We start from the raw sequence: 13,649 nt of genomic DNA on the forward strand, positions 1-13,649 counted from the left end.
GCTCGCAACCGTTTTTGACTGAGGTGTTTTTTGAAAAGACCGCGCGGAACCTAACCAGCCGCCTTGCGCAACCAGACCTTGTTGTCGTGGAAGGCGGCGCCGCCGATCGGCGCAACGGTGTCGGCAGCGGTGAGGGAGTTGATGCCGCGACCACCGATATGTGCGGCATTTGGATGAATCGATTCGGCAATCAGCACGCCCCGCCGGACCCCTTCGAAGAGCCGGGCTGTCAGCGAGGTCTGTCCCCGCTCGTTGCCGAGCGCAACCTCATCTCCGTCCTCGATCCCGAGCACCGCCGCGTCGAGCGGATGGATCATGACCGAAGGCACCCTCTCCCGCTGTTGGGACGAGGGCGTTTCGTTGAAGGATGTATTGAGGAACGAACGTGCCGGGCTGGTCGCCAGCCGAAACGGATGCTGCTCATCCGTTTCCTCGGTCACGGCCCAGTGGTCCGGCAGCGACGGCATCCGCTCGGGATTGCCCATCACGCGGCCGAACGGAGGATGAGCCCAATCGGCCCTGAAATGGAATTTGCCGTCCTTGTGCGCGAAGCCGTCGAGATAGTGCGAGGTGCGGAAATCCGGCTGCAGGTCGCGCCAGACATCCGCCTCGAGGCCGGCGATGTCGCCGTGGCCGCTCTTTCTCAGAGTGGCGTCGATCAGATCCCGCGGCGTCATCTCGAAGCCGGGATGAACTGCCCCCAACCGGCGCGCCAAGCCTTGCAGCACCTCATGGTTTGAGCGGCATTCGCCCGGAGGATCGATCAATTTCGGTCCAACCGAAATGTGCTGATGACCGCCGCCGTAATAGAGGTCGTCGTGCTCCATGAACATCGTCGCCGGCAGCACGATGTCGGCCATGCGTGCCGTCTCGGTCATGAACTGCTCATGGACGGCAACAAACAGATCTTCGCGTGCGAATCCCTGACGAACGAGATCCTGCTCCGGCGCGACCGTCATCGGGTTGGTGTTCTGGATCAACATCGCCTTGACCGGCGGGCCTCCGTACAGAGCCTCCTGATCTCCCGTCAGGATGCGTCCGATCTTGGATTGATCGAGGAACCGCGTGGAGTGGTCGATCGCGTCATGGCCCTCGATGATCGATTCGTCGAAATGCCAAAGCGCCGCATTGTTGAAGAATGCCCCGCCTCCTTCGTATTGCCAAGCGCCGGTCACGGCCGGAATGCAGGAGGCCGCGTGCATCTGCGTCGCACCGTTTCGGCTGCGTGTGAAACCATAGCCGAGGCGGAAGAAGGTTCGCTTAGTCTCCCCGACGAGCCGGGCAAAGTCCACGATGTCGGCGACCGGCACTCCGCAGATCTGCGATGCCCATTCCGGTGTCCGTGCCTCCAGATGCGCCTCGAGCTGGTCTGGACAATCCGTGTACTTTGCCATGTAGGCACGATCGGCAAAGCCATCGCGAAACAGCACGTGCATGACGCCGCAGGCGAATGCGCCATCAGTGCCGGGACGCAGAATGATCTTGACGTCGGCCTGCTTCATCGTCTCGTTGTCGTAGATGTCCACCGCCGCGATCTTGGCCCCCCTTTCCTTTCGCGCACGCGCGGCATGGGTCATGACGTTGACCTGGGTGTTCACGGGATTGGTTCCCCAGATCACCACCAGATCCGAGAGCGCCATCTCGCGCGGATCGACGCCGGCGATCTTTCCCGTGCCAATGGCAAAGCCAATCCGCGCAACATTGGCGCAGATCGTGGAATAGAAACGCGAGTACTTTTTCACATGGGTGAGGCGGTTGATGCCGTCCCGCATCACGAGCCCCATCGTTCCGGCGTAGTAGTAGGGCCAGACCGATTGAGCGGAGAAGTCGCGCTCGGCCTGCAAGAATCGCTCGGCAATCGTGTCCAGCGCGTCGTCCCAGGAGATGCGTTCGAACTGCCCCGAGCCCTTGTAGCCCACGCGGCGCATCGGATGCATCAGGCGATCTGGGTGGTGAATGCGCTCCGCATATCGCGCCACCTTGGCGCAGACGACACCCGCCGTGTAGGTCTGCCGTTTCGAGCCGCGCACCCGACCGATCGCTTTGTCATCGATGACCTCGACGTCCAGCGCACACGCCGACGGACAATCGTGCGGACAGGTGGAATGGCGAACTTTGATACGAGTCTGCTGATTCATTCCGTAACGCTAACATCAAAGCTCTCGTCATCCGAGAGCATTCACGCTGCACTCGCGGAGGATCGCGTTGCAGATCCGGAATGCTCGTCGGAACCACGCCACAAGCAGAAGGGATGACGTGCAGCTCTTGAACGCCCATCCCGCCTCAGGCGACCTCACGCACGAACTTTGCGGCGCACCATGATCACCCTTCGGGAAACTAGGAATATTTGTTGCCAACCCATATTAATATATTAATATATCAACCGAGGATACGCTCATGCCTGGTCGTGCTCCAAGGAAGTTGGCCCCGGCGCCCCGGCCCGTGGTGGCGCGAATACGCCGCAACGGTCGGCCGCGTGGCGCGACGGCGGCGTCGCGCATCTACGCTGATCTCAGGGCTGAGTTGGTATCCTTGGTGCGGCGCCCGGGCGAGCCGATTTCCGAAGCGCAGATCGCAACGGCCTATGGTGTCAGCAGGACGCCGGTTCGCGAAGCCATTCTGAAGCTTTCCGATGAAGGATTGGTCGAAATCTTCCCTCAGTCCGGAATTTTCGTGGCCCGCATTCCGGTTGCGGCGCTCCCGGAGACGATCATCATCCGCAAATCCCTGGAAGAGACCACCGCACGAATGGCGGCGGAGCAAGCAACCACGAGCCAACTCCTGAACCTGCACGCGACGCTGCAACGTCAGCGCGAGGCATGCGCTGCGAAGGATCGCGAGGCCTTTCACCAGGCGGATGAGTCGTTTCATGCCGGGATCGCTGAAGTTGCCGGCTATCCTGGGATATGGAAGCTCATCTTGCAAGTGAAGGTTCACGTTGACCGCTATCGCCGCCTCACTTTGCCTCAAATCGGACGGATGTCGGAAGTGATCGCTGAGCACGAGCCGATCGTGGCGGCAATCGAACAACGCAATCCGGACGGAGCGCGTGCAGCCATGGCAAGGCACCTGGAAAGACTGCTCGACGACATCTCGGCCATCCAAACGCTCAATCCGGACTACTTCGATCAACCAACCTAGCAACGAAGCCGCAGCATCCGACCGCGGGATCGACGATCAGGCAAAAGTCCGTGGGAGACACGACATGAAGCGACGCGATTTCATCAGACTCACTGTAGGGACTGCTGGCGCCGCGGCACTGCCACCGTTCTCGGCTGCTTTTGCGCAATCGAAGTCCGTGTTCAAGGCATCGGATGTACAGCCGCCCGGCTATCCGACGGTCGCAGCGACCGAAAGCCTTGGCAAGAAGCTCGCTGCCGCGACCAACGGCCGACTGACGATCCAGATCTATCCCTCCGCCCAGCTTGGCGCCGAGAAGGAAACCATCGAACAGACCCAGATCGGAGCGATTCAGATGTTGCGCGTCAGCGCCGGCGCACTCGGTCCCATCGTCGACGACGTCAACGTCGTCAACATGCCATTCCTGTTCAAGAGCATCGCGCATTCCGAAAAGATGATGGACGGTCCGATCGGGCAGGATCTGCTCGACCGCGTCAGCGCCCATCCAAGCGCAACTCTCGTGGCGCTGTGCTGGATGAACTCCGGCGCGCGCAGCATCTACAACACCAAGAAGCCGATCAGAACGGTCGAGGACGTCAAAGGCCTCAAGATCCGCGTGATCGGCAATCCGATCTTCATCGACATGATGAACGCGCTCGGCGGCAACGGCGTGGCGATGGGGTATGATCAGGTGTTCAGCGCGCTGCAGACCGGCGTGATCGACGGAGCCGAGAACAACCTACCGAGCTACGTATTCAGCAATCACTATACGGCTGCCAAATACTACTCATTGACCCAGCATCTTGTCATTCCGGAAGTGCTCGTGTTCTCGAAGCGGGCTTGGGCGAACCTTTCGAACGATGACCAGGCAATGATCAGGAAGTTTGCGCGCGAGGCTCAGATGGAAGAGCGGGAGCTATGGAAGGCCTATGAACGCGAGGCCATGGAAAAAGCCAAGGCGGCCGGCTGCGAGATCATCGACATTGCCGACAAGGCGCCATTCCAGAAGGCCGTCAAGCCGGTCTGGGACAAGTATGGTCCGAAGTATCAGGACATGATCAAGCGAATCCAGGACATCGCTTAGCGGTCGCGGCTGGTTACAGGCTCAATTTGCATATGAGCTTGTCCCACTTGCCAACCAGACGCCGCCGAAGGTCCGACGGCTTCTCGATATGCTCGCGCAACTGATAATGGCCCGCCCGGTTCATGCCGGCGTATCGTGCCTGCCGCTCGGCTTTTCGCTGATCATGCCGTGAGCGGCATTCTTGGCGACGGACATTGAATGGGGGCGAGCCGTCAACGCGGTCGGATCGCCCTAATCATCCTCGTCCTCGTCCGCCTCCACCAATCCGCGCAACGGCTCGGGATTGAGCAGGACAATCGCGCCGTGTTCGAGTCTCACCCAGTCTCGCCCGGCCCAGGCGCGCAACTGCTTGTTGATGCTCTCGCGCGTCATGCCCACCATCTCGCTGATCTCCTGCTGCGTGATGGCGATGGTGCGGCTGGCGGGATCCAGCTTCCGCTTCTCGGTCAAACCCAGCAGAGCGCTGGCCAACCGTCGCGGAAGATCCTGCAGAATGACCTGCTCGACCTGATCGCTGGTCCAGCGCAGCCGATCACAGAGCAGCTCGATGAACTTCATCGCGAGAACGGGCTGGCTCTTGACGAAGGGCAGAAACTCGCGACGGTCGATGACCAGTATTTCGCAGCTCGTGTTCGCCGTCGCATCGGCGGTTCGTTCGCGCCCATCAAGCAGGGCGACTTCGCCGAAGATCTCACCTGCGCTGATGAGGTTGAGAATCGCGTTGCGGCCGTCGGGGGACGACACGCTGATTTTGACGGTCCCGCTGATCACCGCGTAGAGGCTCAAGCCGGCATCGCCTTTCGAGAAGATAGTTGCCCCGCGCTTGAGCGAGGTCGGCTTGGCGTAGCGGCAGAGCTGGTCGAGCGCCTCCGGCTCGAGCTCGCGAAACATCGGGTGCTGGCGCAGCACCGTCAGCTTGCCGCTGCTGGACGATCGGCTGTTCGCCTTCTTCTCGTCAGTCACACCGCATCTCCCCAGCCGCCCCTATTCGCCGACCGAAGGAGATGTCGTGAGCTGGTGCTGGTCGCAAAAGGTGCCAAGGATCCCGGGCACGCCTGCAGGCACCAGCAAACACGATCCTTCGGCTCGCGACCGCCCATCCCCGGATTTCCACTCGGCTCCGGAATACGGCAGATCAACAGTTTGTCCAGGAAAATGCGCCGAAGATCAAATGCGGGTATCACAAATCGCTATGCCCCGGGGGCATCAAAGCCACCGAGGCACGAACGAGGCAAGAATTTGCAGTGCGGATAACCGTGCCCGACCGCGGTTCTCCAGCCGGAGAATGACGCGCCCATTCAGCACCGCAAAGGAATCCCGGCTTCAGCTCCGCTGCTTGGTCTGCGAATCAGCCCACAACAGGACCCCTGCAAACGCGACGAAAACAGCTACGACCGCAAAGCTGACCATCATGGCGTCGAAAGGCATGTCTCTCCCCCTCTTTGAGTTTGAGACATTGTTCCCCAACCACCGAACGCGGGTCTTTGACCCAAATCAATGCAAAGCCGCGGGGTAGAAGAACGCGGTTGAAAATCAGGCCGCAGCTAGCGCCTCTGCGCGCGCCGAGTCCCGAAGCGATACGCCACCAGGAAGGATGGCAATGATTCCTTCCCGCTCGAGCTTCGTGAACGTCCGGCTGACCGTCTCAATGGTGAGGCCGAGATAATCTGCAATATCCTGCCGGCTCATGGGCAACGGTACAATGTTAGAGGGGCCACGAAGCTCGACCAGCCGGTCCCTCCACCCGACGAGAAACGTCGCAACCTTTTCCTCAGCCGACCGGCGCCCGAGCAGCACCATGTGATCACGCGCTTGGTTCAGCTCTTGAACGGCCAATTCGTTCATCCGCCGCAGCAGGTTCGGCTTATCCTCGGCGAAACGGCCGAACGGTCCCTTCGCGAACTGGCAGACGGTCACCGGACCGATTGCGTCGGCCGAAAACCCGTGCCGCTCTTCGATGGTCATTCCCACGAAATCGCCCGGCAGCAGAAAGCCCACGATTTGCCTGCGGCCGTCGGGTAGGAGCTTATAGAGCCGCATGACACCATCGAGAAGATTGTAAAAGCAAGACGACATATCCTCCTGAGCGAAGACCGTCTCGCAGGTGGCGAAGTTGACGCGGCGGCTCAGCTGCTCGAACTCGCGCATCTCAATCTGGTCGAGTGACGCGCAAACGCTGAATCCCCTCACGGCACAATCCGCGCAGCCCTGCCCATGGAAATCGACTGCAACCAGAGACGTCTTCATAAAGGGCTCCGCTGGGCCACACGCAAGGAAGATAGCCGCATTCTACCGGATGCTCTGAGTTCCAGTTGATTCAAGTCAAATGAGTGCAGGATCGGGGCTCTATCGTGGCAGAAAATGCCCTGTGCTATGGACGTAATGCATGCAGCGGTCTGCCTTCTGCGTTCTTCTCTTGATCTCCTGCTGGATCTTGCCGTCGCATGCGGCGTCGACGCCGGAGCAGCGGGGACGAGCTTTCGCCAAGGCTCATTGCGCGCGCTGCCATGCCATTGGCCGGACTGGGGAAAGTGCATTCAAGCCAGCGCCGCCGTTCCGAACGCTGCACTTGCTTTATCCGATCGAAACGTTGGGCGAAGCCCTGGCCGAAGGAATCGTGACCGGCCATCCGGCCATGCCGCAATTCGAGCTGCAACCGCCTCAGATCAATGACCTGCTGTCGTATCTCAAGAGCCTGGAATAGATCGGCTTGCCGTTAGGGCTTTCGATTTAGAGCGCCTGTATCGTCCACGCCAGAATCGATTTGGCAATCTGGCCGAAAGCTGCGTCGAAGGCGGTCACGGCTTCAGCAGGTTGGAGCCGCGAGAGCGGCTCGCTCGCGTCAAACAAGCGCGAAGCGATGACCTTGCCGCTCTTGTCCACCAGACGAGCCGACAGGCCAATGTCCGCCACCGCAGCCGTCTCAGTGTTGATGCGAAACCGCCGAACATCGATCAGCAACTGAAAATCGGGCTGGCCGAGGTCCGTCGCCCTCAATGGCGCGTGTGCGACGTCGTAATTCTCGAACGTGTCGATCAGACGTGTCTGCAGCAGCTTCGGAATGCTGTCCGCCCATAGGACGTCGCCAAACCCGGGATAGTCCTTGGCTGGTGAAAACAGTATACGCTGCGTCTGCAACATCGCCACGGCCGTCGGCTCTGGAATGGCGAGTTGTCCCTTGAGAGTCTTGCTGATCGGACCAAGGTCCCGAGGCGCCGCCAGGTCGTAAGTGGTCTTCTGCGCCGGAGCGCCGCCGCCCGTCATTTTCTCGAGGCCCGACACAATCCCGTCCAGCTTCCCGGTATTTCGCGCAAGCCCCTCCGAAAACGTCTTGAGGTTGGCGATCGTATCTTTCAGAGGCCCAGCATTCTCCGCCAGGACGGCATCGACGCGCCGCAAGGCGTCGCGTGCGGCCTGCGTCATGCTCTGGCCCGCACCCGGCTCGGCGGTCAACGTCGAGCCGGCCGCCGCCGTTGCCGTCGACGAGCCGCCTTCCAGCGCGATCACCGGCACGCCCGTCAGTCCCTGAAACTCGAGTCCAACCCTGGTGTCGGTTCGGACCGGTGTGGTCGACGCCACGGAGATCGTTGCGTTGACCCGGCGCGGATCGTCCGGTGCCAAACCGAGCTCAGTCACCTCGCCCACGCGGATTCCGTTGAAGAGAACAGCAGCCCCAACCAGCAGCCCCGGCACGGATCCTTCGAACCGCACGTGATACGTCGTGCGTGGCCCAAGTCCTCCGGTGTTGTTCAGCCAATACACGAAGCCGAAGATCGCGACGATGGCCGCCAGGACGAAGCCGCCAATCACAGCAAATGGCGCACGCGTTTCCATCTTCAACTCGCTTTCGGTTGCAGCATCTGAGATCGCTTGCCGTGAAAATAGGCCTTGACCCAGGGATGTTCTGATCGGAGCAGATCGCTTATCGGACCAATCGCGACGATCCTGCCGTCGGCGAGGGCCGCAACGCGATCGCAGACGGTGTTGAGGCTCGCCAGGTCGTGCGTCACCATGAATACGGTCAATCCAAGCGTCTTCTGCAGCGTCTTGATCAGGGCATCGAAATCACCCGCCGAGATCGGGTCGAGGCCCGATGTCGGCTCATCGAGAAACACGATCGCCGGATCAAGCGCCAGTGCGCGCGCCAGTGCGGCACGTTTGGTCATTCCGCCCGATAGCTCGGCAGGAAATTTCTCGCCGTCCTCGGCACGCAGTCCAACCATTTCGAGCTTGGCGATTGCAATCTCATCCATCAAGCTCTGCGACATCTGCAGATTCTCACGCAGGGGAAACTGCACGTTCTGCTTGACCGTGAGCGACGAAAACAGCGCGCCCTGCTGAAACAGGATGCCCCAGCGGGTCGCTACATCCTGCGTGGCGCGTTCCTCTGCCCCCCCGAGAGGTATTCCCATCACTTCGATCGTCCCGCCGCGTCGTGGGATAAGTCCGATGATGGTCCGCATCAAGACCGACTTTCCGCCGCCGGATGCCCCCACCAAGCCCAGAATCTCACCCCGCCGGACGTCCAGCGACAATTTGTTCAAAACGACCTGCTGGCCAAAGCCGACGATGAGATCGGTGACGCGGATCGCACTGGACACGTCGAGATCCGCCATTGCTACATTCCAATGGATGCGAAGAACACGGCGAACAGACCATCCAGGACGATCACGAGGAAGATCGATTTCACGACGGATGTCGTCGTCTGCTGCCCCAACGACTCGGCACTGCCCTTGACCCGGAGGCCTTCGCTGCAGGCGACAATACCGATCACGAGGGCCATGAACGGCGCCTTGAGCATTCCGACCTCGAAATGGGTAACCGAAATCGCTTCGTGCAATCGCGCAATGAAGATCGCCGGGCCCATGCCGCCATACAGTTGGGCAACGAGCCCTCCCCCATATAGCGCCGCCATCGAGCCGATGAAGGCCAGCACCGGCAGCGTCAGGATCAACGCCACGATACGGGGCAGGATCAGCACCTCGACCGGATTCAGACCCATCGTGACCAGAGCGTCGATCTCCTCCCGCATCTTCATCGACCCGAGCTCGGCCGTGTAAGCGCTTCCTGATCGGCCCGCGACCATGATCGCAACGATCAGGACGCCGAGCTCGCGCAGCACGAGAATGCCGACCATGTCGACAACGTAGGACTCGGCGCCAAAGCGTCGAAAGTGAAAGATCCCCTGTTGAGCGATGATCGCGCCGATCAGAAACGTGATCAACACGACGATCGGAATGGCCTGCCAACCGATCCGGTACATCTGGTAGACGAGCGATGTCACCCGCAGCGACCTGGGACGGCGCAGTGTCCGCACCAAGGCAAACGCGAGCGCCGCTAGCATGTCGAGGAACACTGTGAAGTCGCCTGCTGCATCCAACGTGGAGCGCCCGAGATCGGTGAGCTTGGCCACGACCGGGTTCGGCGTCGGCCGTGACTGGGTCTCGTGTCGGTTGACCTGCCGGACCTCTTCGATCAATCCAAGGTAATTTTCTGCGACCCCGGTGATCTCGACAGAGCGGCCGGCAGCTGCCGCGCGGCGGCCCAGCTTTTCGAGCAGCCAAGCTCCGACCGTATCAATCTCGCTGATGGCCCCAAGATCGAGCTTGACCGCTCTTGCGTTGTTGACGGTGACCTGGGCAATGCTGGTCAGGCTCTCCAGTTCCGCCACGTCGCGGCATACCCAGGGTCCGCTCGGACGAAGCTCCAGAACGTCGCCCATCGCTTCGGCGGTCAATTTTGGATGAACACGCAATAGGATGTCTCCCTCACCGAGCAACAAGGCAGTTCCTAGATCCCACCGAGCGGCCAACCTTGATATGCCTCAACAGGCTTCGCGCCGCCAATTGAGCGAAATCAAGCCGGTGGCCGGGCTTCGTCCTAGAGTTATTCTAGCGACAGGATAAAGCATGACCACCCTTTCCGCGCGCCTCACCAAAGAGCTGGACGAACTGATGCAAGAACTGCGTGCGCTGGGCGGGCCGTTCAGAGATCCCGAGAGTGAGCACGCAGACGCGATTGCCAAGCCCGTCGCTGCGCTCATCGAAAGCCTTCGCGCCGATCTACGCGGCGCCGACATTCACTTGGAGCGATTGATCAGAACACGTCCGATCGCGGCGACAGCATGTGCGCTCGCGGTCGGCTTGGCCCTAGGCCTCCTTCTCCGGAGAACTTGAGTGGATACGGAAAACGCCCTCAAACACCTGCGCCTGCTCTGGCGCACCGACCGTGTCATCGCCGACATCAGGCTCCGGCACCTGCTCGCCGGCGCGGGTCTCCGCGCGTTTGCGGCCCTGATCGCGGTCTTCGGTCTCCTGATGCTCGAACTGGCCGCCTATCTCGCATTGGTCCAGATCACATCCGCCGTCTTGGCCGCTGCCGCGCTGGGGGCCTGCAATTTCCTGATCTCGGCAATCCTGCTCATCATTGCCGCACGTGCACCGTCCGGCCGTGAACTTGAGCTGGCCAACGAGATGCACTCCGCCTCGATGGATGCGCTGCAATTAGAAGCACGATCCCTGCAGACGAAGATCTCGAGCGCAGTTAACCACCCTCTCCTCAGCCTGCTTCCCTTGCTCATCATTCCGATGCTGACGATGCTCGTCAGGACGCTCCGATCGCACGGCGCGTCCGATGGCGAGGCCACAGGGCCCTCGACCGGCGACGCCTCCGCAACGTGATTTCGGACCAGCAGGCCTGGAGATGACGCTTCAGAGCGTCAGCTTGACATTGCACAGATCCCGCTCGGCCGGGTCGGTCTTGACCTCGAAGCCGAGATTCCGGCACATCTCCAGCATGACGACGTTCTCCTGCAGAACGTCGCCAGAGATCATCTTCAGGCCTTCGGCCTTTGCATATTCGATGATCAGCTGCATCAAGGCCCAACCGAGCCCTCGTCCCTTCAGATCCGACCGCAGCAGGATTGCGTATTCGCCGCTCTCATAGATCGAATCGGAATGGATCCTGACGACTCCGACCAATTCGTTCGTCGCCTCATCAAGCGCGACGAAAGCCATTGCGCGTGCATAATCGAGCTGCGTCAGGCGTGCGATGAATTCATGCGTGAACTCCTTCATGGGCGCGAAGAAGCGCAGGCGGAGATCCTCGGCGGTCACGTGCTTGAGGAACTCATGGATGATCGGCTCGTCTTCCGGTCGGATCGGTCGGGCAAGAATGCGCCAGCCATCCTTGACCTGGAGGTGCCGTTCCCACTGGCTCGGATAAGGCCGCACGGCGAAGTTTGACGGACCGGACCCCTTGAATTTCGGCGGTACCCTGCCGACGGCGACACGCGCATCGACAGCCAAGACGCCGCTTTCGTCGGCAAGCAACGGGTTGATGTCGAGTTCGCGAATCTCGGGAACGTCCGCCGCGAGCTGCGCGAGCTTGACGAGAACCATCGCGACCGCGTCAGGCTTGACGGCGGGGACATCCCGATAGGCCCGCAACAGGCGCGAGACACGCGTGCGCTCGATCAGATTGCGCGCCAAGTGCAGGTCGAACGGCGGTAGGCCGAGCGCCTTGTCGTTGATGATCTCCACCGCAGTACCACCGCGCCCGAAGACGACCACCGTGCCAAAAGTCGGATCATCGGCAATGCCCATGATCAACTCGCGCGCTTTGGCCCGCACGACCATGGCTTGTACGATCACGCCGGATATCCGCGCCTCAGGCCGCACAGCTCTTGCGCGCGCCATGATCTCGTTCGCCGCGTTGCGAACAGCCTCGGCCGTGGTCAGGTTGAGAACGACGCCGCCGACGTCGGATTTATGAATGATGTCGCGAGACAGGATCTTGAGCACCACCGTGGCGCCCTGAGCAAACAATTGATTCGCATAGCCGACGGCTTCGTCGATCGAAGACGCCGCGAATGTCGGCACCATCGCGATATCATAAGCTTCCAGGAGGCGGCTGATTTCGACGGGATCAAGCCAAGTTCTTCCGTCAGCCAGAGCGGCCGTAACGATGCCGCGGGCGACGTCAACATGCGGCGCAAAGGAGCTCGGCATGGCCGGGGGCACTGCGGCAAGCGACTCCACCACTTCGCGATGGCGGACGAGATGCATGAAACCTCGGACGGCGTCATCCTCCGTGGGATAGTTCGGAATTCCCGCGCCGCTCAATGTTTCAATGACCGGCTGCTCAGCACCGACCCATGCCGCCAGCACCGGCTTGGCCCAGCGCCGATGCTGCTTGCGGTAGTTGCTGACGAAGTCCGTGACCGCGATGGCAATCTCGCTCGCCGACGCAATCGCGGTCTGAACGTTCATCACGAGAATTGCATCGTTGGCCTGATCTGCAAGCAGTGCCTCGAGTGACGCCGTGTAGCGTCCTGCATCTGCATCCCCGACGATGTCGACCGGATTCGATCCAGACCAGGTAACCGGCAGCACGGCGTCGAGCTTGTCGTGAACGGCGGGAGAGAGCGTCGCGGCGACCCCGCCGAGCTCAACCAGCCGATCGACGGCGAGCACACCTATTCCGCCGCCGTTGGTCAGAATGGCAAGGCGCTTGCCTGTGGGCGATTCCACCCGCCCCAAGGTCTCGGCGCAGTCGAACAGCTCGCGCAGGTCTGAAACCCGCAAGACACCGGCACGCCGAAAGGCTGCATCGTAGACAGCATCTGCCCCCGCCAATGCGCCCGTATGCGTCGCGGCTGCTCTCGCTCCCGCGGCGCCCCGGCCCGACTTCACGACGACGACAGGCTTCACCCTTGCCGCCGCTCGCGCCGCGGACATGAACTTGCGGGCGTCCTTGACGGCTTCGATATAAAGCAGGATTGCGCGCGTCCCACCGTCCATCGCGAAATGATCCAGAAGATCACCAAGATCGACGTCCAATTGGTCACCGATCGAGACGATGCCCGAAAATCCAACGCCGCGCTGAGCTGCCCAATCCACCATTCCCGCGGCGATCGCACCGGATTGCGAGATCAGCGCCAAACTCCCTGCAATCGGCATGTGAGCGGAGAAGCTCGCATTGAGCTTGATCGAAGGCATCATGATGCCGAGACAGTTTGGACCGACCAGGCGCATGCCGAACTTCTGCGCGGCCCTCTCGACCTGGTCAGCAAGAGAATCGGGGCCGTGCCCGAGCCCCGAAGTGATGATCAGCGCGGCGGCCGTTCCCAAGCTGCCTGCGCGGTCGATCAGGCCCGGAATGGAGGAAGGTGGCGTCGTGATGACCACCAATTCCGGTACGAACGGCAGCTCATCGATGCTGCCCACCGACTTGACGCCGGCGATCTCACGATAGCGAGAATTGATCAGACCGACTTGACCTTGGAAGCCTGCCTTGATGATGTTGTCGAGGATGGCCCTTCCAACCGAGTTCGGCCGCGGACTTCCTCCGACCAGGGCGATCGAGCGAGGCAACAGCAGGTTCCGCAAGCGGTAGGTCGACATCTCGATATCCAATGTTGAGCGCAGAAGCCGGCAGTTTCCAA

The 13,649-nt window shown here is 61.1% G+C and carries 12 protein-coding genes; 5 read left to right on the top strand and 7 right to left on the bottom strand.

Annotated elements, in window-relative coordinates; genetic code table 11:
• Nucleotides 1-50: 50 nt before the first annotated feature.
• On the bottom strand, nt 51-2,138 hold the full coding sequence (locus tag ACQR07_RS05710) for a molybdopterin oxidoreductase family protein (protein ID WP_434901365.1): 2,088 nt from the start codon (nt 2,136-2,138) through the stop codon (nt 51-53).
• Between the two features lie 316 nt (nt 2,139-2,454).
• Between ACQR07_RS05710 and ACQR07_RS05715 the strand changes: the two genes are divergently transcribed.
• Both ACQR07_RS05715 and dctP read left to right on the top strand, forming a co-directional pair.
• Nucleotides 2,455-3,141 (top strand): GntR family transcriptional regulator, encoded by a 687-nt coding sequence (locus tag ACQR07_RS05715; protein ID WP_434901756.1) that lies wholly within the window; start codon nt 2,455-2,457, stop codon nt 3,139-3,141.
• 64 nt (nt 3,142-3,205) lie between these two features.
• A complete protein-coding gene (gene dctP / locus ACQR07_RS05720; RefSeq protein ID WP_434901366.1) occupies nt 3,206-4,204 on the top strand; it encodes a TRAP transporter substrate-binding protein DctP in 999 nt (332 codons plus the stop codon).
• Between the two features lie 231 nt (nt 4,205-4,435).
• Here dctP and ACQR07_RS05725 read toward each other — a convergent pair whose 3' ends face one another.
• Both ACQR07_RS05725 and ACQR07_RS05730 read right to left on the bottom strand, forming a co-directional pair.
• A complete protein-coding gene (locus tag ACQR07_RS05725; RefSeq protein WP_434901367.1) occupies nt 4,436-5,167 on the bottom strand; it encodes a Crp/Fnr family transcriptional regulator in 732 nt (243 codons plus the stop codon).
• Nucleotides 5,168-5,737: 570 nt separating this feature from the next.
• Entirely contained in the window at nt 5,738-6,451 is a 714-nt protein-coding gene (locus ACQR07_RS05730) for a helix-turn-helix domain-containing protein (RefSeq protein ID WP_434901368.1), read from the bottom strand.
• A 139-nt stretch (nt 6,452-6,590) separates the two neighbouring features.
• Between ACQR07_RS05730 and ACQR07_RS05735 the strand changes: the two genes are divergently transcribed.
• Entirely contained in the window at nt 6,591-6,908 is a 318-nt protein-coding gene (locus ACQR07_RS05735) for a c-type cytochrome (RefSeq protein WP_434901369.1), read from the top strand.
• A 26-nt stretch (nt 6,909-6,934) separates the two neighbouring features.
• Here ACQR07_RS05735 and ACQR07_RS05740 read toward each other — a convergent pair whose 3' ends face one another.
• The 3 genes from ACQR07_RS05740 to ACQR07_RS05750 are packed head-to-tail and all read right to left on the bottom strand — an operon-like array spanning nt 6,935 to nt 9,959.
• Nucleotides 6,935-8,038, bottom strand: coding sequence for an ABC-type transport auxiliary lipoprotein family protein (locus ACQR07_RS05740; RefSeq protein WP_434901370.1), 1,104 nt, complete (start codon nt 8,036-8,038; stop codon nt 6,935-6,937).
• Nucleotides 8,039-8,040: 2 nt separating this feature from the next.
• Nucleotides 8,041-8,820 carry an ABC transporter ATP-binding protein gene (locus tag ACQR07_RS05745; RefSeq protein ID WP_434901371.1) on the bottom strand — a complete coding sequence of 260 codons (780 nt, stop codon included), beginning with the start codon at nt 8,818-8,820 and terminating at the stop codon, nt 8,041-8,043.
• A 2-nt stretch (nt 8,821-8,822) separates the two neighbouring features.
• On the bottom strand, nt 8,823-9,959 hold the full coding sequence (locus ACQR07_RS05750; protein ID WP_434901757.1) for an MlaE family lipid ABC transporter permease subunit: 1,137 nt from the start codon (nt 9,957-9,959) through the stop codon (nt 8,823-8,825).
• 154 nt (nt 9,960-10,113) lie between these two features.
• On the opposite strand from ACQR07_RS05750, the gene ACQR07_RS05755 reads away from it, so the two are divergent.
• A complete protein-coding gene (locus tag ACQR07_RS05755) occupies nt 10,114-10,380 on the top strand; it encodes a hypothetical protein (RefSeq protein WP_434901372.1) in 267 nt (88 codons plus the stop codon).
• On the top strand, nt 10,381-10,884 hold the full coding sequence (locus tag ACQR07_RS05760) for a phage holin family protein (protein ID WP_434901373.1): 504 nt from the start codon (nt 10,381-10,383) through the stop codon (nt 10,882-10,884).
• 30 nt (nt 10,885-10,914) lie between these two features.
• On the opposite strand, the gene ACQR07_RS05765 is transcribed toward ACQR07_RS05760, so the two are convergent.
• Nucleotides 10,915-13,608 (bottom strand): bifunctional acetate--CoA ligase family protein/GNAT family N-acetyltransferase, encoded by a 2,694-nt coding sequence (locus tag ACQR07_RS05765; protein ID WP_434901374.1) that lies wholly within the window; start codon nt 13,606-13,608, stop codon nt 10,915-10,917.
• Between the last annotated feature and the right edge of the window lie 41 nt (nt 13,609-13,649).

Source organism: Bradyrhizobium sp. HKCCYLS20291 (genome assembly GCF_051167715.1).
Taxonomy (GTDB): domain Bacteria; phylum Pseudomonadota; class Alphaproteobacteria; order Rhizobiales; family Xanthobacteraceae; genus Bradyrhizobium.

Bases quoted from the DNA above. Each gene is read 5' to 3' on its own strand.
- ACQR07_RS05710 (WP_434901365.1), bottom strand. From the start codon at position 2,138: ATGAATCAGCAGACTCGTATCAAAGTTCGCCATTCCACCTGTCCGCAC.
- dctP (WP_434901366.1), top strand. From the start codon at position 3,206: ATGAAGCGACGCGATTTCATCAGACTCACTGTAGGGACTGCTGGCGCC.
- ACQR07_RS05730 (WP_434901368.1), bottom strand. From the start codon at position 6,451: ATGAAGACGTCTCTGGTTGCAGTCGATTTCCATGGGCAGGGCTGCGCG.
- ACQR07_RS05735 (WP_434901369.1), top strand. From the start codon at position 6,591: ATGCAGCGGTCTGCCTTCTGCGTTCTTCTCTTGATCTCCTGCTGGATC.
- ACQR07_RS05740 (WP_434901370.1), bottom strand. From the start codon at position 8,038: ATGGAAACGCGTGCGCCATTTGCTGTGATTGGCGGCTTCGTCCTGGCG.
- ACQR07_RS05745 (WP_434901371.1), bottom strand. From the start codon at position 8,820: ATGGCGGATCTCGACGTGTCCAGTGCGATCCGCGTCACCGATCTCATC.
- ACQR07_RS05755 (WP_434901372.1), top strand. From the start codon at position 10,114: ATGACCACCCTTTCCGCGCGCCTCACCAAAGAGCTGGACGAACTGATG.
- ACQR07_RS05765 (WP_434901374.1), bottom strand. From the start codon at position 13,608: ATGTCGACCTACCGCTTGCGGAACCTGCTGTTGCCTCGCTCGATCGCC.